20 protein-coding genes and 3 pseudogenes are annotated in these 22,567 nt (G+C 58.8%); 14 read left to right on the top strand and 9 right to left on the bottom strand.

Annotation, left to right across the window (positions count from 1 at the left end):
- Positions 1-1,615: pseudogene (locus KGA96_RS24940) on the bottom strand (autotransporter outer membrane beta-barrel domain-containing protein); the annotation flags it as partial.
- Positions 1,616-1,889: 274 nt separating this feature from the next.
- Between KGA96_RS24940 and KGA96_RS24935 the strand changes: the two are divergent.
- Positions 1,890-2,141 carry a cold-shock protein gene (locus KGA96_RS24935; RefSeq protein ID WP_411741521.1) on the top strand — a complete coding sequence of 84 codons (252 nt, stop codon included), beginning with the start codon at positions 1,890-1,892 and terminating at the stop codon, positions 2,139-2,141.
- Between the two features lie 437 nt (positions 2,142-2,578).
- Here the strand turns inward: KGA96_RS24935 and KGA96_RS24930 are convergent, their stop codons facing one another.
- The 4 genes from KGA96_RS24930 to nirB form a co-directional block, all read right to left on the bottom strand.
- Complete coding sequence (locus tag KGA96_RS24930) at positions 2,579-3,100, bottom strand: DUF3016 domain-containing protein (RefSeq protein ID WP_223515265.1); 522 nt, start codon at positions 3,098-3,100, stop codon at positions 2,579-2,581.
- Positions 3,101-3,246: 146 nt separating this feature from the next.
- A complete protein-coding gene (locus KGA96_RS24925; RefSeq protein ID WP_046038564.1) occupies positions 3,247-3,687 on the bottom strand; it encodes a CBS domain-containing protein in 441 nt (146 codons plus the stop codon).
- A gap of 101 nt (positions 3,688-3,788) precedes the next feature.
- Positions 3,789-4,175 (bottom strand): nitrite reductase small subunit NirD, encoded by a 387-nt coding sequence (nirD, locus tag KGA96_RS24920; RefSeq protein WP_046038565.1) that lies wholly within the window; start codon positions 4,173-4,175, stop codon positions 3,789-3,791.
- Entirely contained in the window at positions 4,175-6,736 is a 2,562-nt protein-coding gene (gene nirB / locus KGA96_RS24915; protein WP_223515262.1) for a nitrite reductase large subunit NirB, read from the bottom strand. The genes nirD and nirB overlap by 1 nt, the downstream gene beginning before the upstream one ends.
- 362 nt (positions 6,737-7,098) lie before the next feature.
- Between nirB and KGA96_RS24910 the strand changes: the two genes are divergently transcribed.
- The 5 genes from KGA96_RS24910 (at position 7,099) to KGA96_RS24890 (ending at position 12,038) form a co-directional block, all read left to right on the top strand.
- Positions 7,099-7,413 carry a hypothetical protein gene (locus tag KGA96_RS24910; RefSeq protein WP_223515259.1) on the top strand — a complete coding sequence of 105 codons (315 nt, stop codon included), beginning with the start codon at positions 7,099-7,101 and terminating at the stop codon, positions 7,411-7,413.
- Positions 7,414-7,671: 258 nt separating this feature from the next.
- On the top strand, positions 7,672-8,232 hold the full coding sequence (locus tag KGA96_RS24905; RefSeq protein ID WP_046038566.1) for a YSC84-related protein: 561 nt from the start codon (positions 7,672-7,674) through the stop codon (positions 8,230-8,232).
- Between the two features lie 224 nt (positions 8,233-8,456).
- Positions 8,457-9,671, top strand: coding sequence for a sodium/glutamate symporter (gltS, locus tag KGA96_RS24900; RefSeq protein ID WP_223515256.1), 1,215 nt, complete (start codon positions 8,457-8,459; stop codon positions 9,669-9,671).
- A 167-nt stretch (positions 9,672-9,838) separates the two neighbouring features.
- Positions 9,839-10,138: a hypothetical protein gene (locus KGA96_RS24895; RefSeq protein ID WP_080925276.1), complete on the top strand. Its 300-nt coding sequence runs from the start codon at positions 9,839-9,841 to the stop codon at positions 10,136-10,138.
- 160 nt (positions 10,139-10,298) lie between these two features.
- Complete coding sequence (locus KGA96_RS24890) at positions 10,299-12,038, top strand: dipeptidase (RefSeq protein WP_223515253.1); 1,740 nt, start codon at positions 10,299-10,301, stop codon at positions 12,036-12,038.
- Positions 12,039-12,140: 102 nt separating this feature from the next.
- Here the strand turns inward: KGA96_RS24890 and KGA96_RS24885 are convergent.
- A pseudogene (locus KGA96_RS24885) lies at positions 12,141-12,407 on the bottom strand (transposase); the annotation flags it as partial.
- 243 nt (positions 12,408-12,650) lie between these two features.
- On the opposite strand from KGA96_RS24885, the gene KGA96_RS24880 reads away from it, so the two are divergent.
- The 3 genes and pseudogenes from KGA96_RS24880 to KGA96_RS24870 form a co-directional block, all read left to right on the top strand.
- Entirely contained in the window at positions 12,651-13,523 is an 873-nt protein-coding gene (locus tag KGA96_RS24880; protein ID WP_223515250.1) for a GNAT family N-acetyltransferase, read from the top strand.
- Positions 13,523-14,416 (top strand): allantoinase PuuE, encoded by an 894-nt coding sequence (gene puuE / locus KGA96_RS24875; protein ID WP_223515247.1) that lies wholly within the window; start codon positions 13,523-13,525, stop codon positions 14,414-14,416. Before KGA96_RS24880 ends, puuE begins: the two co-directional genes overlap by 1 nt.
- A 149-nt stretch (positions 14,417-14,565) precedes the next feature.
- Positions 14,566-14,688 (top strand): annotated as a pseudogene (locus KGA96_RS24870) (IS30 family transposase); the annotation flags it as partial.
- Between the two features lie 22 nt (positions 14,689-14,710).
- On the opposite strand, the gene KGA96_RS24865 reads toward KGA96_RS24870, so the two are convergent.
- Positions 14,711-15,598 carry a LysR family transcriptional regulator gene (locus KGA96_RS24865; RefSeq protein ID WP_223464282.1) on the bottom strand — a complete coding sequence of 296 codons (888 nt, stop codon included), beginning with the start codon at positions 15,596-15,598 and terminating at the stop codon, positions 14,711-14,713.
- A 136-nt stretch (positions 15,599-15,734) separates the two neighbouring features.
- Between KGA96_RS24865 and KGA96_RS24860 the strand changes: the two genes are divergently transcribed.
- Genes KGA96_RS24860 through KGA96_RS24850 form a run of 3 tightly spaced genes read left to right on the top strand, consistent with a single transcriptional unit; the run spans position 15,735 to position 17,626 of the window.
- Complete coding sequence (locus KGA96_RS24860) at positions 15,735-16,721, top strand: zinc-binding alcohol dehydrogenase family protein (protein ID WP_223515243.1); 987 nt, start codon at positions 15,735-15,737, stop codon at positions 16,719-16,721.
- Positions 16,722-16,738: 17 nt separating this feature from the next.
- Positions 16,739-17,224 carry a YybH family protein gene (locus KGA96_RS24855; RefSeq protein WP_046038578.1) on the top strand — a complete coding sequence of 162 codons (486 nt, stop codon included), beginning with the start codon at positions 16,739-16,741 and terminating at the stop codon, positions 17,222-17,224.
- 9 nt (positions 17,225-17,233) lie between these two features.
- Positions 17,234-17,626: a DoxX family protein gene (locus KGA96_RS24850; protein WP_046038580.1), complete on the top strand. Its 393-nt coding sequence runs from the start codon at positions 17,234-17,236 to the stop codon at positions 17,624-17,626.
- Between the two features lie 175 nt (positions 17,627-17,801).
- Here the strand turns inward: KGA96_RS24850 and KGA96_RS24845 are convergent, their stop codons facing one another.
- The gene (locus KGA96_RS24845; protein WP_223515241.1) at positions 17,802-18,773 is read right to left on the bottom strand and encodes a threo-3-hydroxy-L-aspartate ammonia-lyase; all 972 of its coding nucleotides are present in this window, start codon (positions 18,771-18,773) and stop codon (positions 17,802-17,804) included.
- Positions 18,774-18,826: 53 nt separating this feature from the next.
- A complete protein-coding gene (locus KGA96_RS24840) occupies positions 18,827-19,186 on the bottom strand; it encodes a RidA family protein (RefSeq protein ID WP_046038584.1) in 360 nt (119 codons plus the stop codon).
- A 528-nt stretch (positions 19,187-19,714) separates the two neighbouring features.
- Between KGA96_RS24840 and hutC the strand changes: the two genes are divergently transcribed.
- Both hutC and hutU read left to right on the top strand, forming a co-directional pair.
- Entirely contained in the window at positions 19,715-20,467 is a 753-nt protein-coding gene (hutC, locus tag KGA96_RS24835; RefSeq protein WP_046038586.1) for a histidine utilization repressor, read from the top strand.
- A 391-nt stretch (positions 20,468-20,858) separates the two neighbouring features.
- Positions 20,859-22,538 (top strand): urocanate hydratase, encoded by a 1,680-nt coding sequence (gene hutU / locus KGA96_RS24830; RefSeq protein WP_223515237.1) that lies wholly within the window; start codon positions 20,859-20,861, stop codon positions 22,536-22,538.
- Positions 22,539-22,567: the final 29 nt, after the last annotated feature.

The following is a 22,567-nucleotide window of genomic DNA, read 5'->3' as shown; positions in this document are numbered from 1 at the left end:
CGACAGGGCGTGCGGTCGGTGGCTCGACCGGTGGTTCATCCGGGTCCACCACGGGCGGTACCGTGGGTGGTGGCGTCACCACGGGCGGTACTGTGGGTGGTGGCGTCACTACGGGCGGTACCGTGGGTGGTGGCGTCACTACGGGCGGTACTGTGGGTGGTGGCGTCACTACGGGCGGTACCGTGGGAGGCGGCGTCACCACGGGCGGTACTGTGGGAGGCGGCGTCACCACGGGCGGTACTGTGGGAGGTGGCACGGCCGCCACCGACGATCTCAGGTACCAGTTGTTCTCAGAGCCGGCCGTGACTCCGCCCTTGAACAGGTAGTACTCGTAAGCCCCCGCAGATAGCGAACCTTTCAGGGCAAAGGCGTCGATGCTGCTAGTGGCACCATTTCGCGCCTGTACCACTTCGATACCGTTTTGCCGGGTCAGCCCGCCAAGTCCGCCCAGGTTGGTAACGCCCAATTGGGTGTTGCCGCTGATGGTGCCCTGGGAGACCACCAGTTTGTCGCTGGCGGAACTGTCGTCGCCGAGCACCGTTTGCAGCAGTAATTGGCCACCGTTGCCGACATAGTTGCCGTGGACTGTGAGTAAGTCGGTTGCACTGTTGCTGCCAGTGGTCATGTCGATGGCGCCCGCGTTGTTCAGTGTTGCCAATTGGCCCGCGGTATAGGGGCGTATGCTGCCTTGGGTCACGGCCAGGGTGCTGCTGCCATCAATCGAGAATTCGCCGGTTTCGGTCGCGCTGTCGCCGAGGAAAAAATCCCCGGCCAAGTCGAAGTGCGAATGGTTGGTGAGATTGACGCTTTCCCAGCCGATGTACCGGGAAGGCGTGGCCGACGTGGTTTTGTCTAAGGTCAATTGGTCGTCGCCCAAACCGCCGTCGATGAAGGGTGTAAGGCTCAGCAGGCTTTCGTTCAGGTCGCCGAGCAGGACGGTGTCGTCACCATCGCCCATGAGCACCGCTGATTTGATCTGGCCGCCGTTCGTCCACTTGAACTGGTCATTGCCGACGCTGGTACGGATTTCACCATTGATCACCCCCCCCGAGACGGTGATGCTGTCATCGCCACCGCTGGTGCTGATGTTGCCGCCAATGGTGCCGCCCGACACGATAATGGTGTCCTTGTCGAACCCTGTGACCAGGTTGCCGTCAATCGCACCGCCAGACATGTCGAAAATGTTGGTGTACAGCTTCATGTCGACGCGACCGATTCTACCGGCGGTCATCTTCGCGATATCGCCATCGACAAATGCGTCGACGATTCTGCCACCCGTCATCAGAAAGGTATCGCGCCCTCCCCCTTGGGCCAGGGACTGGATCTGCCCGCCGGTCATGATGAAATCATCGGTACCGTCATCTTGTATCACCGCGCCATTGATCTGGCCGGCGGATATTTGCAACGAGTCCGCGCCATTACGTTGATCAAGCTTGCCGGTGATGAGGCCGGAGTCCATCACTACTCGGTCAACGCCGTCGCCGAAGATGACATTGCCGTTGACGGTGCCGTTTCCATTGGCCGGAAAGGTCAATGTGTTGTTGCCGTCGGTGTCGGTGAGCGGAGCACTGGTGCCGCTGTCACAGGTGTAGGCAGTGTCACCGACACTGCTCACCAAGTTACACGCCGCCTGTGCTTGTTGTAATGCCAAGCTTAATATTGACAATGCTCCTACTTGGAGCAGCCCGTTTTTTCCTACGCGCACGGCAAGGCTCATAAGCCCCCTTAGTTCTGAACGTTATTATTGATTGTGGTAAACCTGACTTCGGGGTTATGTTTAGCTCATGGATATTCAATCCACAAGTTATTGGATGTTTTTTGGTGAGTGTGTGAGCTAATTCGCACTTCGGATCGGGAATGTTTTATTCGTCGTTTTCTCTCGCCTGTGAATGGGAGAGTTTGACAACCAGGAGGGTTATGGCATGGCGACAGGCGTAGTGAAATGGTTCGATGATGCGGTAGGTACAGGGCTCATCATCGCTGATGAAGGTGGGCAAGACCTTTTTGCACACTTTAGAAGTATATGCGGTGATGGCTCTGAGACACTATCTAAGGGTCAAAGAGTAGAGTTCGAGATTGCGCATGGTCCGAACGGACTACAGGCCGATCTCATTCGGCCGCTACAAGACCCATTGAACTAGTTTTCAACCGAACTGTATGGGTCGATTGCAGCCTTTCACGACAGACAGCAACTGGCCTAATTCCGTCCGAGCAGAATTACACCACGACTCTTATTGGGTAACACAAAGTACTCAGGATCAATAAAGCCAGGCACTTCCTTACTTTGGATTACCCGCTTTCCCCCCTGACTACACGGTCAGCGGTATAAAAATTGGTATATGCTCATTCCCTCCTACGGCGTCCAGCGGACCTCATACAATCCCTACTTTAGAAGACCGTCGTACGCCTGCTCGCAGGTCACTCCCCGGGCTCTGGCTTGGTCAGCAATTGCAGCCAAGTCGCCCGCTCGCTGGTCAGCGCGTTTGGCTACGAGGCGAGCGGCAAGGTTGTCGACCGCTCCGCGCACGCCGTCAGTAGAAGCGCGAGCGGCAGTAGCGTCAGCAGAGTACAGGGTGGTTCAATTCAACCCGCTCTGATGTTGCCCGGCGAATTGTCTGTGGAACCAGTCCGAGAGCATGGCTTTCTCGGAGTAGAGCCTGTCACTTCTGTTGACACGCCCCGGACGCTGGAGGTAGAGCTGATCCATGACCCTGGCGTCGGCTTGGCTGACGATCTGGCCGTTTTGTTTGAGCACGTAATGTAGATCGATGCTCGGCCAGGTGATGTCGCGCATGAAGCGCACTTCGTAGGCATCAGGCCTCCAAGGTTCATAGCGACCGGCCAGGTCGATGTTGCGTATTTCAATTTGCAACTGCTGGCCGGGTGGCAGGTACCGCTCGCCAAGCTTCTGGATGTAGCTACGCAGCTCTTTCATGACATAAGGATCGGCACCACGTTCATAGCCCGGACGATCAAGGCTGGCATCGCTGAATTTTTCGGGGTTCTTGAAGACGACTTCGACCGAAGTCGCTGCGGTGGCAAGTGGCACCATAAATAGCACCAGCAGTGCGATCGAGGTGTAAAGGGTAATTGAGCGCATGGCTCACCTCCAGGTGCAGCGCTTTTCAACGCATGCTGCACCGTGTCTAGGGGGCGCTCTCAATTAGTTTTCACGCCGCGACGGGAAAACTAATTGAGAACGCCCCCTAGTTTACACCTGAGGTGATCCACCCTGCCCCGGTCGCTTTAATGCCCGCGAATGTAGTGTTCCAGTTGCCGGATCAACTCGGCCTGCTCGACGATGGCTTCTTTGACCAGATCACCAATCGACAACAGGCCGATCAGTTGGTCGCCCTCCACCACCGGCAGATGGCGCAGATGACTGTCGGTCATGACCGCCATGCAACGCTCAATACTCTGCTGACTGTCTGCTGTCACGACGGGGGCGCTCATGATGGCCCGGACCGGCGTACCGACCGAAGAGCGCCCCTGTAGAACGATCTTGCGCGCATAGTCGCGTTCGCTGATAACGCCGACCACCTGCCCCTCCTCTATGACCGGTAGGGCACCGACGTTTTTTTCGGCCATCATCTTCAACGCTTCAAGCACCATCTGGTCTGGCGCGATGCTATGCACCCGCCGGTTCTGCACGGCCTTGAGTTTCAGCAGTTGTGCGGCTGTTTTCATACGAGCCTCCGATACTGTTTTTCATTGATCATCGACTCCGCCGGAGCCTGGCATGATTCATTGATTGAATAAGCGCTCAGCCCCCGGCGAAATCCATGGGGTCAGGCCACCGCGACCTCCACCCGGCCTGCGTTCAGGCGCACCGGCCAGACCCGCAGGCGCTGCTGCGGATACTCCAGGCAACTGCCGTCCTCAAGGCGGAAATGCTGTTTGTAGAGTGGCGAGGCAATCACCAGATCGCCCTTGATGCTGCCGATCAGCCCCCGACCGATGACATTCGCCCCGGATTGCGGGTCATGATTATCGACGGCATAGAGGGTCTTGCCTTCGGCATCCGGCAGGTAGAACAGCGCCACTTGTGCACCGTCGAGCCAGGCGACGACGCCGGAGTTACTCACCAGATCCTCCTGGCTGCACACCGCTTGCCAGGCATCGGGATTGACCAGGGAGGAACTGCAATAGGCGCGCTGGGTATCGGACTGGCTCATCAGGCAATCTCCTCGATGACAGGGATAAGGTGGAGTTCAGAGGCCATGATCGGCCGGCGCTGACCGCGTTCCTGGACAAAATGGATGTCCGGGTCCGGGCGTTGATCGTTGACGAAGGTGCGGAAGCGCTTGAGTTTTTCCGGGTCTTTCAGGGTGTTGGCCCATTCGCATTCGTAGCGGTTGACCACCAATTGCATCTGCGATTCGAGCTCAAGGCCAAGCCCCAGGCTGTCGTTGATGATCACGTCCTTGAGGTAATCCAGGCCGCCCTCCAGGCTCTCGCGCCAGACCGAAGTGCGCTGCAATTTGTCGGCGGTGCGGATGTAGAACATCAGGAACCGGTCGATGTAGCGAATCAGGGTGGCGTCATCGAGGTCGGTGGCGAACAACTCGGCGTGGCGCGGGCGCATGCCGCCGTTACCGGCCACGTAGAGGTTCCAGCCTTTCTCGGTGGCGATCACGCCCACGTCCTTGCTCTGCGCCTCGGCGCACTCACGGGTGCAACCGGAAACCGCGAACTTGAGCTTGTGTGGCGAGCGCAGGCCCTTGTAGCGATCCTCGAGGGTCAGGGCCATTTTCACGCTGTCCTGTACGCCGTAACGGCACCAGGTGCTGCCGACGCAGGACTTCACCGTGCGGGTCGATTTGCCGTAGGCGTGCCCGGTTTCGAAACCCGCTGCAATCAGCTCGGCCCAGATGTCCGGCAACTGATGCAACTGAGCGCCGAACAGGTCGATGCGCTGCCCGCCGGTGATTTTGCTGTAGAGGTCGTATTTCTTCGCCACCACGCCAATCGCGATCAGCTTGTCCGCCGTGATCTCCCCCCCGGCGATGCGTGGCACCACCGAATAGGTACCGTTTTTCTGCATGTTGGCCATGAAGGTGTCGTTGGTGTCCTGCAACGGCACCAGCGACGCGTCCATGATCGGCTGGTTCCAGCACGAGGCGAGGATCGAACCCACCGCCGGTTTGCAGACGTCGCAACCGGTGTGGCCACGGCCATGTTTGGCCAACAGTTCGTCGAAGGTGATCACGCCCTCTACCCGTACCAGCGCATAAAGCTCCTGGCGGGTGTAGGCGAAGTGTTCGCACAGGCTTTTGTCGACACTGACGCCACGGGCAATCAACTCATGCTCGAAGACTTGCTTGAGCAGGCCGGCGCAACCGCCGCAGCCGGTGCAGGCCTTGGTCTGCGACTTGAGTTGGCCCAGGTCGGTGCAGCCGCCGTCGATGGCCGAACAGATGGAGCCCTTGGTGACGTTATGACAGGAGCACACCGTGGCCGACTCGGGCAGCGCACCCGGGCCCAGGGTCGGCGCGCCTTCGCTGGACGGCAGAATCAGGCTGGCGGGTTCTGCTGGCAAGGCGATGCCGTTCTGCATGTATTGCAGCAGGGTGTCGTAATAGCTGTTGTCACCGACCAGCACCGCACCGAGGACGTGTTTGCCACTGGCATCCACTACCAGGCGGCGATAGCTGGCGCTGGTTTCGTCGATGAATTGATAGCTGCGTGCGCCCGGGGTGTTGCCGTGGGCGTCGCCGATGGAGCCGACATCCACCCCCAGCAGCTTGAGCTTGGTCGACATGTCGGCACCGGTGAACGGCTCGGCGACTTCGTTGCACAGACGAGCCGCAACGCTGCGTGCCATCTGGTAGCCCGGCGCGACCAGGCCGAACAGGCTGCCGTTCCATGAAGCGCATTCACCGATGGCGTAGATGTTCGGGTCGCAACTGAGGCACGTGTCGTCGATCACCACGCCACCGCGCGGACCGATCTCCAGCGCGCATTGACGGGCCAGCGCGTCTTGAGCGCGGATACCGGCGGAAAACACGATCAGGTCGGTTTCGAGGAATTCGTCATTGGCGAAATTCATGCGATAGCGGTACTGCTCACCCGCGCTGATCGATTGCGTGGCGCGGGACAGATGTACACCGACGCCCAATCGTTCGATCTGCGCCTTGAGCGCCTGGCCACCGAGGTCATCGAGCTGTACCGGCATCAAGCGCGGCGCGAATTCCACCACGTGGGCTTCAAGGCCCAGGCTCTTCAACGCGTTCGCAGCTTCCAGACCCAGCAAGCCACCGCCGACCACCACACCACGCCGGGCATTGGCCGCAGCAGCCCGAATGGCATCGAGGTCTTCCAGGGTGCGATAGACCAGACGCGACTCACCTTCGGCGCCTTCGATTGGCGGAACAAACGGATAAGACCCGGTGGCCAGGACCAATTTGTCATACTGGACGCAACCTTGCGAGGTGACCACCTGGCGACGGACGCGGTCGATTTCCAATACCGGTACACCCAAATGCAGCGTAACGCCGGGCGTCCGGTAGAGCGACGCATCGGACAGCGCCAGCGACTCGGCATCACGACCAGCGAAGTACTCGGAAAGATGCACACGGTCATAGGCACGCATCGGCTCTTCACTGAAGACGTGCAGCCGGTATTGGTCAAGCGCTCCCCGCTCGATCAGCTGTTCGACACAATGATGTCCGACCATGCCATTACCGATCACGATCAGCGTTTGCATCTTGTTCAACGTGGCAACATTGGAATTCATAGAAAGCACCCAGCCCGAGCCCATCACGGTTTTAAAAGCAAAAAAAACGCCTGAAACCTTTCGGTTCCAGGCGTCTTTGCCTGTTCTTTTGCGGTGTTGAAACCAGGCATCTATGCCTGATCCACCGATGCTGCCCACGACCTGTTCGGCCAATCGATCGTCGTTGACCGAGGGGGCTGTCCACACGAATGCTCTCCAGGTGGACCTGATGTCAGCCTTGCAGCCTTTGTGCCAGTCAGCCACAGAGAGACTTCAACTATCTGGAAACACTGACTCTTGGGCCAGGGGGGATTGTCACAACGCTGGAGCTATCGCAGGCGAAAGCGCTTTGCGGCGCTTCCGAGTGGTGCACGTTGTTGCGCATGGCGCTTTATAAAAGTGCATGTACAGCTCGATTCCACAGCTCGCTGCAACGAAACCCTGTTTCTGGCTGTGATCAGCTTTTCCTGTCAGCCCTGTCATGTCGTCGTCACATCCACCACGCACAATGGGATCAGCCAAAAGGATTTGGCCCATCTACAAAGAGCCTGGCCGACGCCGGACTTTTTCATTGCTACGACATGTTTTTCACGAAACGCTCACAAGATGGAGCGCAGATTGAAAGCACAAAAGGATTTGACCCCAAACAGAAGGCCCGCCATTGCGCGGGCCTTTTGCTGCCTGCATTGAGCGCGTGACGAAGCGATTTCAACCCTTCGCAAGGTGAAACTGGCGGCCAGAAGCAGAACTGACAGCGAACCTGGCCATTACGCAGTGGTCATAACAGCTGATGGCAGCGTAAACGATCAGTGGCCCAGAGCCGACTTCATTCAGGAGCGCTGCCTGCAATTCACACATTTCAGGGCGCGCCGGATAACCTCAGTGGGTTCGGTTCCTGCATGACGCAGGTACTTGCCGCTGCTCTCATCCCCCTGCTCCCTCAGCGGAGTACGCAAATGACTCAATCAATGCGGTTCTTCCTCTCGTTCTTCTTCGCGATTGCAACATTGGCATCGGCCGGTTTCCTGAACAATGCCGGAGCAGCCACCGCCGAGGATCTGAATGCCGACGCACGACAAGCGTTGCAGATGCTCTACAAGACCCATCCTTTTTCCGAAACCATCTCGCACCAAGCCAAGGCGGTGCTGGTATTCCCGAACATCATCAAGGCCGGTCTCGTGTTCGGCGGTAGCTACGGCGAAGGCGTACTGATGAAAGGCTCGAAAGTCGAGAACTACTACAACTCCGTCAGCGGTTCATGGGGGCTGCAGGCCGGCGCCCAGTCGTACGGCTATGCGGTTTTTCTGATGACCGATAAAGCCGTGAAATATGTCGCTGAAACCAAGGGCTGGGAAATCGGTGTGGGACCAACGGTTGTCGTGGTGGATGAAGGGGTTGCGAAGAACCTGTCCAGCTCGACACTGAAAGACGACGCCTACGCGTTCATCTTCGACCAGCAAGGATTAATGGCGGGGATCAGTATCGAGGGTACGAAGATTTCGCTGATCAAGCGCTGAAGTCTGCGTTTGACTGGCCATCGGGAGCGTGATGGCGGCCTATGCCAACCCGGATGAGTTTACCCGTTTAGGCTAGGCTGTCCTCACTCCTGGCGCACAGACGCACCTGATGATTGGGAAGCCATCTGGACGAGCAAGGCTGTTTCGACCGTTCATTGATACAGGTCTAAACATTGAACGAGCGAATCCTGATAATGATTTTCCAGTTTTTAGGTAGGCCTTAAATGACTTCACAGATCTTCCAGGTTCACGGCCTCGTGAGTTTTACACTCGCCATCCTCCTGCTTTTCCTCGGCAAGACCCTCGTCCAGCACAACACCTTTCTGCGTCAATACTGTATCCCGGAATCGGTGGTCGGCGGCTTCGTCTGTGCGGCGGTGACGTCCTTGCTGTACTTCGGCCTGAAGATCCAGATCGAATTCGACCTGCAAGTTCGCGACACCCTGCTGCTCTATTTCTTTGCCGGCATTGGCTTGAAATCGGACATGCGCCAACTGCTCAAGGGGGGGCGCCCGCTGCTGATCCTGCTGTTGCTCGCCGCCGTGTTCATCCTGTTGCAGAACTCGCTGGGCATGGGTGTGGCCCAGGCGTTTGGGCTTGATCCCAAGGCGGGCTTGATGGTCGGTTCCATTTCCCTCACGGGTGGCGTGGGCACCACCCTGGCCTGGGCACCACTCTTCGTCGAAAAACTGGGCATCAGCAACGCCCACGAACTGGGCATCGCCAGCAACACCGTCGGCCTGATTGCCGCTTGCGTCATCGGCGGCCCTATCGCCAACCAGTTGATACGCCGTTATCAACTGACGCCGTCCAGGGATGCGGAGCTGGAAGTCGGCATTCTCGAGCAACTACCGAGCAAGGCGCTGGACTACTACGACGTGCTCTGGGCCTGGATGTGGCTCAACCTGACCCTGATGGCCGGTTACGGACTCAATCTGGTGCTGGTCGATGCCGGCGTCACCCTGCCCAAGTTTGTCAGCTGCCTGTTCGCGGGCATCGTCATTCACCACCTCGTTCTGGCCTTTGTAGGTGATCAGCGACTGAAAACCTGGAGCGGTGCCAGCCTGGGCCTGTCGCTGATCTCCGACATCTGCCTGGGCATGTTCTTGACCATGGCCCTGATGGGGCTTCAGCTATGGCAACTCAACGGCGCGTTGATGTTCATTCTGTGCGCAATGACCCTGCAAATCCTGCTGACGGTCGCCTATACGTATTTTGTGGTCTTCCGCTTTATGGGGCGCAATTACGAAGCCAGCGTGATTGCTTCCGGGTTCGGCGGGATTGCCCTCGGTTCCACGGCAACGGCCATCGTCAACATGTCGACCGTGACGCAAAAGTACGGTGCGGCGCACCAGGCCTTCCTGATCGTGCCGCTGGTGTGCGGCTTTTTCATTGACCTGGTCAATGCCGTGATCATCAGCATGTTCAGTGGTCTGTAGCGACCTCAACTGGACTCTTGGACGGCCAGACACACCGAACTTGGGAAAGCGGACGAAAGGAGCAGCAGGATCGATGCCGCAAGGATAGGCTCAGAGTAAGAGTGTACCCCGGCCCTGATCCGGCCAGGTACGATCTCAAATGCGCCTCTTGCTACAGGGGAACCGGGATGACGGGACACACTGTGCGCCAATGCTCGTCATGGATCCTGCTATCCCTGCTCGCCATCGACCTGGCACTGACAGCGGGATGTTCAGGCAAAGCTACCACGGCTCGATATTCAGCCCCAAACACTGGTTCAACCTGCTACGCAAAAGCCCTCCCCACTGTCGGCGAAGGTGGCCTCGCCTGGGCGGACACCTTGGACATGGCTCGCCAGAAATCCATGGATAATTGCATCCGTTATGCGGGCCGTTCCGGCGGCACGCCGAATACCTGCCACGTGGTGATGGCGGAATGTAAGCATTGATAGAGCGGTTTTTCATTTCTGCGCCGCTTTTGCATTTTTGTGCGACAGATCCCACTTCAGGGGCTCCCGTTTCACACGCTCGCGGTGTTAGTTTTGAAATGTTTCTGATCGACCGATCAGATATTTCTTACAAACCGCCTGCAAAGGAATGCCCCCAGCAATGGATTTTTCCCTCAAGCATCTGGCTGCGACCACCCTCATGCTCGCCAGCCTTTCGTCGTTCACCACCGCTGCCCACGCCAACATCACCCCGCAACAGAACGCGATCATCCTCAAGACCTTCAGCGATGCGTCGGTCAAGGATTTCAGGCAGTTCCTGGGAAGCCTGGCCAAGAGCGATATCGCCAAGACCGACGACCTCGGCTCGGCCATCAGCGCGTTCCTCGACAACAAGACGCTTAGCGCTGAACAGCAAAACGAAATCCATCGTTTGCTTGGCCTCTATGCCCGGGTGAAATACGGCAGCGCGGCCACCGAAACCTTGAAGGAGCTGGTGGCCATTCCCACCGTGAACGTGGACGGGGTAGCCCAGCACGACAATCCCGAATTCATCAAGATTGCCGAGAAGATCAAGGGCCTGGCCCAGGCGTTCAACCTGAACTTTCGCAACATCGACAACCGCGTCTACGAGATCTCCCTGGAAGGCAGCGGCGATGAAGTCGTAGGCATTCACGCCCATGCCGATGTGGTGCCGGTGACGCCGGAGAACTGGGTGCTGCAGGACGGCACCCGCCTCGACCCGTTCAAGGTCACCCTGATCGGCGATCGCATGTATGGCCGCGGCACCGAGGATGACAAGAACGGCATCGTGGTGGCGCTCTACGCCATGAAGATCATCAAGGAAGAGAAACTGCCGCTGGCCCGCAACTTCAAGCTGCTGGTGGACACCACCGAAGAGACCACGGGCGACGCCATCCCCTACTACTTCGAACGCAACCCCACCCCCAACTACAACCTGGCACTGGATGGCGGCTACCCGGTGGTGATCGCCGAGAAAGGCTACGGCACGGTCATGGCCAGCTTCGCCAAGCGCGCAGCGCAGGGCAAGGGCGCGGAAATCACCTCGATGACCGGCGGCCTGGCCACCAACCAGATTCCGTCGACATCGGTCGCGACCCTGGTGACCGACAAGCCCGCCGAACTGGCCGCCAGCCTGCAAAAGGCCGGCACCGAATATGCCAAGCGTAACGGCGGCAACTTCGAGGTCGCCGCCAAGGTCGACGGCAAGGACGTCAAACTGACGGTCACCGGTGTGTCCGCCCACTCCTCCGAGCCCGAGTCCGGCGTCAACCCGGTGGCCAGGATGCTCGACTTCCTCAATGGCCTCGACGGCAAGGTCGCGCTCAAGCACAACCAGATCACGGACGCCGCCCGCTACGCCGCCGACAACTGGGGGCTGGACTACCTGGGTGGCAAGTTGGGGGTCGGTTTTGCCGATGAATTCATGGGTCCGCTGACCACCTCCCTGACCTATGTCGGGATGGACGACAAAGCCTTCAAGCTTGCGGTCAACCTGCGCGTGCCGAAGGGCAAGTCGCCAGAGGTGCTCAAATCCGAAATCGCCGTAAAACTGGACGCCTGGAGCAAGAAGACCCGCATCGCACCAGCCTTCGACCTGTCGATTGCCGAACCGATGTACCGCAACCCCGAGGGTGAATGGGTCAAGGCCCTGCTCGCGGTGGCCAGCGAAAACCTCGGCATGGAACACAAGTTCGGCACCTCCGCCGGCGCCACCTCCGTGCATGAACTGCCCAACGGCGTGCAATTCGGCCTGGCCATGCCGGACGTCAAATACACCGGCCACAACGACAACGAGTTCAAGACCACCGAGCAGTTCCTGCTGGACTTGCAGATCGTGACCGAAATGATGGGCCGCATCGGGCAGTTGCCGAAACTGTGATCCCCCTTCGGACCCGCCGCCCTGGCGGGTCCTTTGCTTTCACTCCCACTCCCAAATCACATGCCGGCCCTTGTAGGAGATTCTATGGTTGAGGAAAAGTCCTCAACCGGCTTTTGGTTGGTATTCGCTCTGCCCTTTCAGCAGGGCGAATACAATCCGAGCCAGCTTCCTAGCCAGGATGACCAGGGCCTGTGTGGTGCTGAAGCCCCGAGCCCTTTGTTCTTCGTAAAACCCTTTCCAAACAGACGTACGACTGGCCGACATGGCGGCATTGTGCAGAAGTCGGCGAGCCTCGGGGTCGCCTCGCTTGCTCAGGCTTCGGCGGCTGTCTTTTTGTCCTGACTTTGCCACTCGTAGGTCCATCCCCAGCGGTCCTGCACCCAGCCGATATCACTGACGTGCAGCCTGACCATCAACGTGCCCATCGTCTTGTTCTGGGCACGTGCGATCTTCTGCTCTCGGATGACAGGCAGTCGATCCGCGGGACCACTCAGCTCGCAATGCGCGACAATGGCGTGACGACCTGGATCAATACTCAGGTTGAAGCTATACCGAAAGGGTTCTGAGTGGGATGGACCACACGCTCGATTAGCGACTGAGGAGAACTTCGCGGTGTCGAATCAGCTGGTCATACGCAACATGACCCGTCCCGAGCTGGACGAGCTCGTCGACTGGGCTGCCCGTGAAGGTTGGAATCCCGGCCTTCACGATGCCGAGCTGTTCTGGGCTACGGACCCTGCCGCCTTCATCGCGGCGTACCAGGACGGCGAAATGATCGGTGGCGGTGCCATCACCTCCTACAATGGCGAATTCGGTTTCATGGGTTTTTTCATCGTCCGGCCTGAATATCGCGGTCAAGGTCTGGGCAATACCCTCTGGCACGCACGCCGCGAGCGACTCCTCGCCCGCCTGCGCCCAGGCGCGAGCATCGGCATGGACGGCGTCTTCGCGATGCAGGACTACTACGCCAAGGGTGGTTTCGTCTTCTCCCATCGCAACATGCGTTTTCGTGCCAATCCCACCGCCCGCCCGACGACCTCGCAGGTAGACGGCCAGGACATAGTCCCGTTGGCCTCCTTCCCGTTCGATCAGGTTGTCGATTACGACCGCACCTGCTTCCCCGCCACGCGCGCAAGCTTCCTGAGCGGGTGGATTGCCCAGGCCGATGCACTCGCCGTGGGTTGCCAGCGCGAGGGCAGGCTAAGCGGCTATGGTGTTGTAAGGCGCTGCCGGGAAGGCTACAAGATCGGCCCCTTGTTCGCCGATGACGCCCTGGCAGCCAATGCCCTCTACGCGCGCCTGGCGGAATTTGCCGAGGGTGGTCCGCTGTTTCTCGATGCCCCGCAGAATAACCCCGCCGCAATGGCGCTCGTGCACCAACAGGGCATGGTCGAGGTTTTCGGCTGCGCACGCATGTACCTCGGCCCTCCTCCGGCAATCGCGCACGAACGTGTGTTCGGCGTCACGACCTTCGAGCTGGGCTGATGGCCGCTCGCGACCTCATCGGTTATGGCGGCTGCCCACCCCACCCACGATGGCCCGGTGAGGCGCGCGTCGCGGTGCAGTTCGTACTCAACATCGAAGAAGGCGCGGAGTCATGCATCCTCAATGGCGATGCCCAGTCGGAAGCCTGGCTTCACGAGCTGCCGGGCCGTCCGCCGCGTGTGGGGGAACCGGACTTGAGCGTCGAGGGCATGTACGAATATGGATCGCGCGCAGGTGTGTGGCGCATTCTGGAGCTGTTCAGCGCCCGCGGCCTGCCGCTGACCGCCTTCGCCGTCGGCCGGGCACTGGAACTCACCCCGGCGATTGGCCATGCGCTCTGCGCTGCCGGGCATGAGATTGCCGGGCATGGCTACCGTTGGCTGGATTATCGCGACATGCCTGAAGACCAGGAGCGGCGCCATATCCGCCTCACCCTCGACGTGATCGAGCAGATCTGCGGTAAACGCCCCGTAGGTTGGTACACAGGAAGGGTCAGCCAGAACACCCGCCGCCTGTTGCGTGAGGAAGGCGGGTTTCTCTATAGCTCGGACGCCTACAACGATGATCTGCCCTATTGGCTCCCAGGCTCGCCCGCCCACCTGGTGATCCCTTACACACTGGTCAACAATGACGCCCGCTATCTGCTGCCCAATGGTTTCGCCAGCGGTGAAGACTTCTTCGGGCTGCTCAAGGATGCTTTCGACCTGCTGTGGCAGGAGGGCGCGCAACACCCGAAGATGATGAGCGTCGGCCTGCATGGGCGGATCAGTGGCCATCCCGGTCGTGCGATGGCGCTGGCGCGCTTTCTTGATTACGTGCAAGGCCACGATGCGGTGTGGATCTGCCGGCGCGAAGAGATTGCCAGGCACTGGATAGCCCAATTCCCCGCGTGAGTGGCAAGTGGTTCGCAACGGCCTGAGCCACGCTGGCGTATCACCCTCCAATCACTACCCCTTTCGAGTAACAACGACGCGACCGCGCTCGTCTCGGCTGAGGTGAACGACAACCCGAACATCTACCCCACTGCGCAAGTGATAGCCACTCTGTTCACTCGCAAGCCACGCTCAATGAAGTGGCAAGGCAGCTAAATAGCCGCCCTCGGAAAACACTAAACTACGAAACGCCCGCTGAACGATTTAGCCAATCTGTTGCATCGACCGGTTGAATCCACAGCCAAAAGCGGCCCTTTACTCGGAAGTAGACGACACCTCTGCGAGATATCCCATGTACTCCTGCGAGAAGTCCAGGTACGCCCGCACAATGGCAGACGGGTGACGATGTGATGGGTAGAGCAAGTTGATTTGCTGTTCCGGTAGTGGATGTTCGGGAAGTAGCGCAAGTAACTTCCCTTCCCGGATGGCACTCGCCGCCAAAAATGGCGGAAGCTCCGTTACCACATCACCGATCAACGCCCGGCTGCGCAGGTGCGCATAGTCGTTGGTGGACAGCATCGCCTCAGGTTTGAATACCACTCCCCCCAACTGCCATGTCGCATTGGCACCCTGGCTCCAGACCGCACATGGATAACCGTATAAAGCCTCGACGCTGCTAAGTGCACCTAGTCGCTCAATCAATGCCGGACTGGCCACGAGAATGTGACGATAGGTCAGCATGCGGCGGGCGACCATAGTCTCGTGCGCGATCATGCCTACGCGCAGCGCCACATCGACACCATCTTCGATGAGATCGATGCGGCGCTCGGTGGTGTAGACGCTGATCTGGATCTGCGAATAGCGGCGCTGGAAAGCCGACAGTACCTCCCACCACGGTTCAAACGACGGCGGCAATGACAGCCGCAAGCGCCCTTTTAAATGCGCCTGATCACTGATCACGGCCTGTTCGCCTTCAATCAAAGCCTCAATGCCACGGCTCGCATGTTCGTACAATCGCGTCCCCGAATCAGTGAGTTTGGTGCCACGTACAGAACGTTCGAGCAGTTGCACCTTCAACTGCTGTTCAAGCTCGCGAATGCGTCGACTCAAGGTAGGTAGCGGAATGTCCAGGCGCTCGGCTGCGGCCGAGAGGCTACCGGTCTGCGCCACGCTGACAAACATCCGGACGGCGTTGAAGTCCATTACAGCATTCCTCTCATTTTTGAGATAAAGCTTATCTATAGCGTGGATTATCCTCCATATACGAGTAGTTGATAGTGCACTCACTTGCTTGAAAGCAACGTTTCAACCAACCAGCCACGTACCTGAGAAAACGACCATGAAAGCTTATGTGATTGAACAACCGGGCGGCCCTGAAGTCCTGCAACTGCGAGATATCCCGTCACCCGAGCCAGCTCCGGACGAAGTGCAGATCCGCGTCCGTGCGTTTGGCCTCAACCGCGCAGAAACTTACCTGCGCGCAGGCAAAATGGGTGACATCACCACACCACGCGTGCCCGGCATCGAGGCCGTGGGCGAAGTCATCCATGACCCCGCCGGTGTCTTGCGCACCGGCCAGCGCGTGGCCACGGCCATGGGCGGCATGCAGTTCAGCCGCAATGGCAGCTATGCCGAGCAGGTTACGGTACTGCGCAACAACGTGATCTCACTGGACGACACGTCTCTCTCGTGGGAAGAACTTGCCACTCTGCCGGAGGCGTATCTCACCGCTTGGGGGGCGCTTGACAAGAGTTTAGCCATTCAACATGGCCAGACTCTGCTGGTACGGGGAGGCACTTCATCAGTAGGCCAGGCCGCCATCACCTATGCCAAGGCCCGCGGATTAATAGTGATCGCCACAACGCGCAGCTCTGCGAACACCCAACGCTTGTACGAAATAGGGGCCGACGAGGTCGTCATCGACAGCGGTGACATCGCGCAGCGTATTCGCGAAGTCGCTCCTCAAGGCGTGGATGCCGCACTTGAAGTCGTCGGTGCCACAACACTGCGCGACACGATCAAGACGTTGCGACCGTTCGGTGTGGTGAGCGTCATCGGCCTGCTCGGCGGCCCGCCGGTAGTGGAGCAATTCCACCTGATGCAGGACCTGCCTGGCGGAACGCGACTGAACTTCTTCCCGAGCGGCTTATTGGGAACACCGGCCTTGCCATTGCAGGACACGCCGTTGCCGTGGCTCGCAAAGGAACTCGCAGCCAAGCGGATGCCTTCCATCCATACCCGAACCTTCGCCTTCGACGAGGTCCGCCACGCGCACCGCTTGATGGAAAGCGATCGCGCACTTGGCAAGCTCGTCGTCTTGCTCTGACATTAAGGAGTACTGCCATGCGTACCGCATTGATCGCACTGGTTCTCGGCGCGTTTCTACTACCCATGACGGTTCAGGCCGCCAAGCCCGCCTCCGAGAATGCGGTGAAGACTGCCGTCACCCAGCAAATCAACCATTATGAAGCCGCACTGAACGCATCCGACGTCGACAGTGTCATGACCTTGTATGGAGACGATGCCGTGTTCATGCCACAGCACAGCCCGCCGGCCGTAGGCCGTGACGCAGTGCGTGCGGCGTATCGCCAGGTCTTCAACACGATCAAGCTCGACATACGTTTTACCATCGATGAGATCCGACCGCTGTCACGCGACTGGGCGTTTGCGCGTACGCGCTCTAACGGAACGGCCAAGCTGCTGTCCGGCGACCGGCAGGCCAGCGCCGAAGGCAACCAGGAAATCTTCCTGATGCATCGAGAAACCGATGGTCAATGGCGCTTTGCGCGCTACATCTTCTCGACCACCAATCCACCCAGGTTGCCGTGAGAGTCCAACATGAATACCAAGATCGAGTCTTATGTGATGGCCGCGGCCAGAACGTTGATGGCGCTGATTTTCATCTTGTCCGGCCTGTCCAAGATCGGCGAAGCTAATGCCATACGCGGCTACATGGAGATCATGCATGTGCCCGGCGCATTGTTGTGGCCCACGATCCTGTTCGAGATTAGTGCCGGGCTGTTAATCGTTGGCGGCTTCAGAACCCGCGTTACCGCTGCGTCGCTGGCTATCTTCAGTCTGGCGACGGGCGCGATTTTCCACAGCCAGTTCAGCGATCAAATCCAGATGGTGATGTTCCTCAAGAACGTCGCAATGGCTGGTGGATTTGTGCTGTTGGCAGTCGCGGGACCCGGCGCGTTTAGTCTCGACGCTCGTAGGGTTTCAGTCTGACTCAGCTGTCATAAGGCGAAATAGAAAATGCCGGTGGGAAACCACCGGCAGATACGGGTCGGTTTCAGCCCTTCGTGAAAGGCAGCAATCGCAGCGGTCGCTAAAAGAAGCCACAGATCGCACAGGATCTCTTCGGCTCCGCCCCGAAGAGATCGACTAGCGTCAGCGCTAAAAATTACGCCAGCAACCGGGCATACCGATCCAAGTCAATATTACCTCCGCTCACGATCACACCGACGCGTTTACCCTCCAGCACCTTGCCCATCTCACGTACTGCGGCCAACCCCAGGCATCCGGTAGGCTCCACGACCATCTTCATACGCTCGGCAAAAAAACGCATACCCTCGACCAGCTGTACGTCTGTGACAGTCAGGATGTCATCAACGTCGCGGCAAATGATTGGAAATGTATAGTGCCCCAGATGCTGGGTCTGGGCGCCGTCGGCCAAGGTATCTGGTGTGTCGATATGTACAATTTCTCCCCTGCGAAACGACTGTTGACCGTCATTCCCCGCCTGCGGCTCTACACCGTAAAGTTTGCAGCCGGGCGACAGTGCACGGGTTGCCAAGGCACCGCCCGCCAACAGTCCGCCGCCACCGAGGCAAACGAACAGTGCGTCCAGCGGGCCGGTCTCTTGCAATAACTCCATGGTCGCCGTCCCTTGTCCCGCGATGACATCCGGGTGGTCATAGGATGGAATCAAGGTGTAACCATGCTCCTCAGCCAGTTTTCGACCAATGGCTTCGCGGTCCTCGCTGTAACGATCATAGAGCACCACACTGGCTCCGTATTCGCGTGTCGCTGCCATTTTCGAGGCCGGAGCGTCATGGGGCATCACGATGGTCGCGGGAATACCCAGGATACGTGCAGACAAGGCGATGCCCTGGGCGTGATTGCCGGAAGAAAACGCCACCACGCCGGCTTTACGCTGGCGCTCGTCGAAACGGGCCAATGCATTAAAAGCACCGCGGAACTTGAAAGCGCCCATGCGCTGATAGTTCTCGCACTTGAAGAACACCTCGGCACCCAGTTGTCCGTTCAACGTACGTGAGGTCAGCACCGGGGTGCGATGAGCGTGGCCCTGGATACGTTCGGCGGCGTCAAGGACGTCTTGATAGGTAGGGAGCGTCAGTTGCGTCGTGGTCATAGGGCCCTCGCTTTTGATATGAAAATTTTCAGAAGTGTGCGCAATTAATACGCTCAGGCAGTCGCCGCAAGTGCCATGGCTTCCACCTCGACGGCTGAGCCAAAATGCAATTGAGACACTCCTGCAACGGCTCGGGCGGGCCGGTGATCACCTAACCATTGCTCGTAGAGACGATTGAAAGCTGGCCATTGATCAATGTCGGTGACATAGACGCGTATTTGCACCAGGCTGTCTTTGCCCACACCCGCCCGAGTCAGACAATGCTCAAGATTGGCCAGGACCTGGCGGTTCTGTTCCTCGAAACTCTTGTCTGCCAACGCCTGCCCTTGGGCATTGACAGGCAACTGTCCCGAATTCATCACAAACCCGCCGACGATGCAGAGGTGAGCATAGTGCCCCGCGGGAGGACTGATAGAGCGACTGTCAAATTATCAATATGTCCAGAAGCTGGACGTTATGTCTTGAAAAAAATCGCCTGCCGGGCGGGGGGACGGCTACGCGAGCGCGCCACGGACTGACCGCTGGTATCCCGCATAGTTCGGCCCTGCTGGTCCGGGCGATAACCCTATGAGACCTCGATTTCCATTGTCAGCTTGGGGATGGCAGTCGACGACGAATGACTGCTTTGGGTAGCTGCCCTTCGCGACAGGCAGCTCTCGGCCAGAAGCGGCCCCTCACGTTCAACTGAACCCATGTTACGACCGGGCTAACAGCGCTTGCTCAGGAGCCGCGTACATCTTGAGTTAATTGCCCATCACCCCGCCTCAATCTGGTTGGACTTCCGGGTTTCCAGTATTGGCGGCAGGCCGCTCTCAAGTGGTTGTTCAGAACAGCGCCCCCTTACCCCGTCGATGCATTGCATGCATAGGCGTATCCTTGGCTGCAGAGTAAACTTCGCTCCAGGCCTATCGGAGCAATTCATTTTTATATTGGGAATTATTGTGTCCAAACCTATTGAGGATAATGCATCCCTCGAGCCCTTTTCGCTCGAAAGCCCCTCCCCGCTTTATGCACGGGTCAAGCAAATCATCATGCAGAAGATTCGCTCCGGTGCGTGGCTGCCCAATTCCAAACTGCCCTCTGAAAGTGAACTGCTGAATTTGCTCGGTGTGAGTCGCATGACCATCAACCGGGCGCTGCGAGAACTGACCATTGAGGGTTCGCTGGTGCGCATGCAGGGTGTAGGCACTTTTGTAGCCGAACCAAAAGGCCATGCGGCGCTCTTCGAGATCCACAACATTGCGGAAGAGATTGCGGCCCGAGGTCATGAGCATCGCTGTGAAGTGGTCGTGCTTGAAGAGATGCCTGAACGGGCGCGAGCTTCGATGCCCTTTCCCCTCGAGGGGGTCAAGCGCTTGTTCCATTCGGTTGTCGTGCATCACGAAAATGATGTGCCGGTGCAGATCGAAGAGCGCTTCGTCAATGCCGAGGTCGCACCCGCCTATCTGCAGCAGGACTTTACCAAGGTCACGCCTTACGCCTATCTGATTCAACTGGCCCCGCTGACCGAAGGCGAGCACGTGGTCGAGTCGATTCACGCCAAATCTGCCGAGTGCAAGCTTCTGCAAATCAATCGCTATGAACCGTGCCTGCTGATTCGCCGTCGTACATGGGCGGCAATGGGTCAAGTGGGTTGCGCACGCCTGGTTTACCCAGGTTCGCGCTATCGCCTCGAAGGCAAGTTCGGCAACTGACTCACAGGTCGAGCGGCCCCCGCCTGCCGCTCGATAGACATCTCCCCCTAGCCATCCCTCTGAAGCTGTTACCCGTGCCGACCCAATTGGCAGAATGGTGACACTCCTCAAGCCGAGCGCGTAAAAGTGTTACATAACGCGCAGCTGCCGTGACTACCTATCGAAAAGCTGCAACAACATTTTCGTCCATCCCGCCCCGCTCAGAAATTTCGTATAAATATTAACTATTTGATTTAAAACTATTTTATTTACTTTCTAATTTTCATTCGGCTTTCATCAGGCGCATTTGGCCCTTCACTTGCATTCACTTGTACATACAGGCTGGTATAAGCGCATACAGACATCGTAAGCGTGACTACCACCCCGTTCACCACTGAATGAGGAGATAACCATGACCACCAAGACCACTCGCCTGCGTGATGTCGAAATCCGCTCTGCCCGCGGTAACAAGCTGACCGCCAAGAGCTGGCTGACCGAAGCGCCGCTGCGCATGCTGATGAACAACCTCGACCCGGAAGTCGCCGAGAACCCTAAGGAACTGGTGGTTTACGGTGGCATCGGTCGTGCGGCACGTAACTGGGAGTGCTACGACAAGATCGTCGAAAGCCTGACCAACCTGAACGACGACGAGACCCTGCTGGTGCAATCCGGCAAGCCGGTCGGCGTGTTCAAGACCCACAGCAACGCCCCGCGCGTACTGATCGCCAACTCCAACCTGGTACCGCACTGGGCGAGCTGGGAGCACTTCAACGAACTCGACGCCAAAGGCCTGGCCATGTACGGCCAGATGACCGCCGGCAGCTGGATCTACATCGGCAGCCAGGGCATCGTTCAGGGTACCTACGAAACCTTCGTCGAAGCCGGTCGCCAGCACTACAACGATGACCTGAAAGGCAAGTGGGTACTGACCGCAGGCCTGGGCGGCATGGGCGGCGCTCAGCCACTGGCTGCAACCCTGGCCGGCGCGTGCTCGCTGAACATCGAATGCCAGCAGAGCCGCATCGACTTCCGTCTGAACAGCCGCTACGTCGATGAACAAGCCACCGACCTCGACGACGCGCTGGCCCGCATCGACAAATACACCAAAGAAGGCAAGGCGATTTCCATTGCCCTGCTGGGTAACGCCGCTGAAATCCTCCCGGAGCTGGTCCGTCGCGGCGTGCGCCCGGACATGGTCACCGACCAGACCAGCGCCCACGACCCGCTCAACGGCTACCTGCCAGCCGGCTGGACCTGGGAGCAGTACCGCGACCGCGCCGTCACCGATCCGGCAATGGTGGTCAAAGCCGCCAAGCAATCGATGGCCGTGCACGTCAAAGCGATGTTGGACTTCCAGAAAATGGGCGTGCCGACTTTCGACTACGGCAACAACATCCGTCAGATGGCCCAGGAAGAAGGCGTGGAAAACGCATTCGACTTCCCAGGCTTCGTACCGGCTTACATCCGTCCGCTGTTCTGCCGCGGTATCGGCCCGTTCCGTTGGGCTGCACTGTCGGGCAACGCCGAAGACATCTACAAGACCGACGCCAAGGTCAAAGAGCTGATCCCGGACGACGCCCACCTGCACAACTGGCTGGACATGGCCCGCGAGCGCATCAGCTTCCAGGGTCTGCCGGCACGTATCTGCTGGGTTGGCCTGGGCCTGCGCGCCAAGCTGGGTCTGGCGTTCAACGAAATGGTCCGCAGCGGCGAGTTGTCCGCACCAATCGTGATCGGCCGCGACCACCTGGACTCCGGTTCGGTATCGAGCCCGAACCGTGAAACCGAATCGATGCAGGACGGCTCCGACGCCGTGTCCGACTGGCCACTGCTCAACGCTCTGCTGAACACCGCGAGCGGCGCGACCTGGGTGTCCCTGCACCACGGCGGCGGCGTCGGCATGGGCTTCTCCCAGCACTCGGGCATGGTGATTGTCTGCGACGGTACTGACGAAGCGGCCGAGCGTATCGCTCGTGTGCTGCACAACGACCCGGCCACTGGCGTTATGCGTCACGCCGATGCCGGTTATCAGATCGCCATCGACTGCGCCAAGGAACAAGGCCTCAACCTACCGATGATCGGCAACGTCTAAGCCCCGGAATCGAGGAGCCTGCACCATGA

Source organism: Pseudomonas sp. GL-R-26 (genome assembly GCF_019947365.1).
In the GTDB taxonomy this organism is placed as follows: domain Bacteria; phylum Pseudomonadota; class Gammaproteobacteria; order Pseudomonadales; family Pseudomonadaceae; genus Aquipseudomonas.
This window is presented reverse-complemented; position numbering and strand designations above follow the sequence as displayed.

What these genes read in the sequence shown, in the direction of transcription:
- KGA96_RS24930 (WP_223515265.1), bottom strand. Translation starts at nt 3,100, where the DNA reads ATGCGCTCAATTACCCTTTACACCTCGATCGCACTGCTGGTGCTATTT.
- KGA96_RS24925 (WP_046038564.1), bottom strand. Translation starts at nt 3,687, where the DNA reads ATGAAAACAGCCGCACAACTGCTGAAACTCAAGGCCGTGCAGAACCGG.
- puuE (WP_223515247.1), top strand. Translation starts at nt 13,523, where the DNA reads ATGGCCGCTCGCGACCTCATCGGTTATGGCGGCTGCCCACCCCACCCA.
- KGA96_RS24850 (WP_046038580.1), top strand. Translation starts at nt 17,234, where the DNA reads ATGAATACCAAGATCGAGTCTTATGTGATGGCCGCGGCCAGAACGTTG.
- KGA96_RS24895 (WP_080925276.1), top strand. Translation starts at nt 9,839, where the DNA reads ATGACGGGACACACTGTGCGCCAATGCTCGTCATGGATCCTGCTATCC.
- KGA96_RS24890 (WP_223515253.1), top strand. Translation starts at nt 10,299, where the DNA reads ATGGATTTTTCCCTCAAGCATCTGGCTGCGACCACCCTCATGCTCGCC.
- KGA96_RS24905 (WP_046038566.1), top strand. Translation starts at nt 7,672, where the DNA reads ATGACTCAATCAATGCGGTTCTTCCTCTCGTTCTTCTTCGCGATTGCA.
- nirD (WP_046038565.1), bottom strand. Translation starts at nt 4,175, where the DNA reads ATGAGCCAGTCCGATACCCAGCGCGCCTATTGCAGTTCCTCCCTGGTC.
- hutU (WP_223515237.1), top strand. Translation starts at nt 20,859, where the DNA reads ATGACCACCAAGACCACTCGCCTGCGTGATGTCGAAATCCGCTCTGCC.
- gltS (WP_223515256.1), top strand. Translation starts at nt 8,457, where the DNA reads ATGACTTCACAGATCTTCCAGGTTCACGGCCTCGTGAGTTTTACACTC.
- KGA96_RS24935 (WP_411741521.1), top strand. Translation starts at nt 1,890, where the DNA reads ATGGGAGAGTTTGACAACCAGGAGGGTTATGGCATGGCGACAGGCGTA.
- KGA96_RS24860 (WP_223515243.1), top strand. Translation starts at nt 15,735, where the DNA reads ATGAAAGCTTATGTGATTGAACAACCGGGCGGCCCTGAAGTCCTGCAA.
- KGA96_RS24910 (WP_223515259.1), top strand. Translation starts at nt 7,099, where the DNA reads ATGGCGCTTTATAAAAGTGCATGTACAGCTCGATTCCACAGCTCGCTG.
- KGA96_RS24855 (WP_046038578.1), top strand. Translation starts at nt 16,739, where the DNA reads ATGCGTACCGCATTGATCGCACTGGTTCTCGGCGCGTTTCTACTACCC.
- KGA96_RS24845 (WP_223515241.1), bottom strand. Translation starts at nt 18,773, where the DNA reads ATGACCACGACGCAACTGACGCTCCCTACCTATCAAGACGTCCTTGAC.
- nirB (WP_223515262.1), bottom strand. Translation starts at nt 6,736, where the DNA reads ATGAATTCCAATGTTGCCACGTTGAACAAGATGCAAACGCTGATCGTG.
- KGA96_RS24865 (WP_223464282.1), bottom strand. Translation starts at nt 15,598, where the DNA reads ATGGACTTCAACGCCGTCCGGATGTTTGTCAGCGTGGCGCAGACCGGT.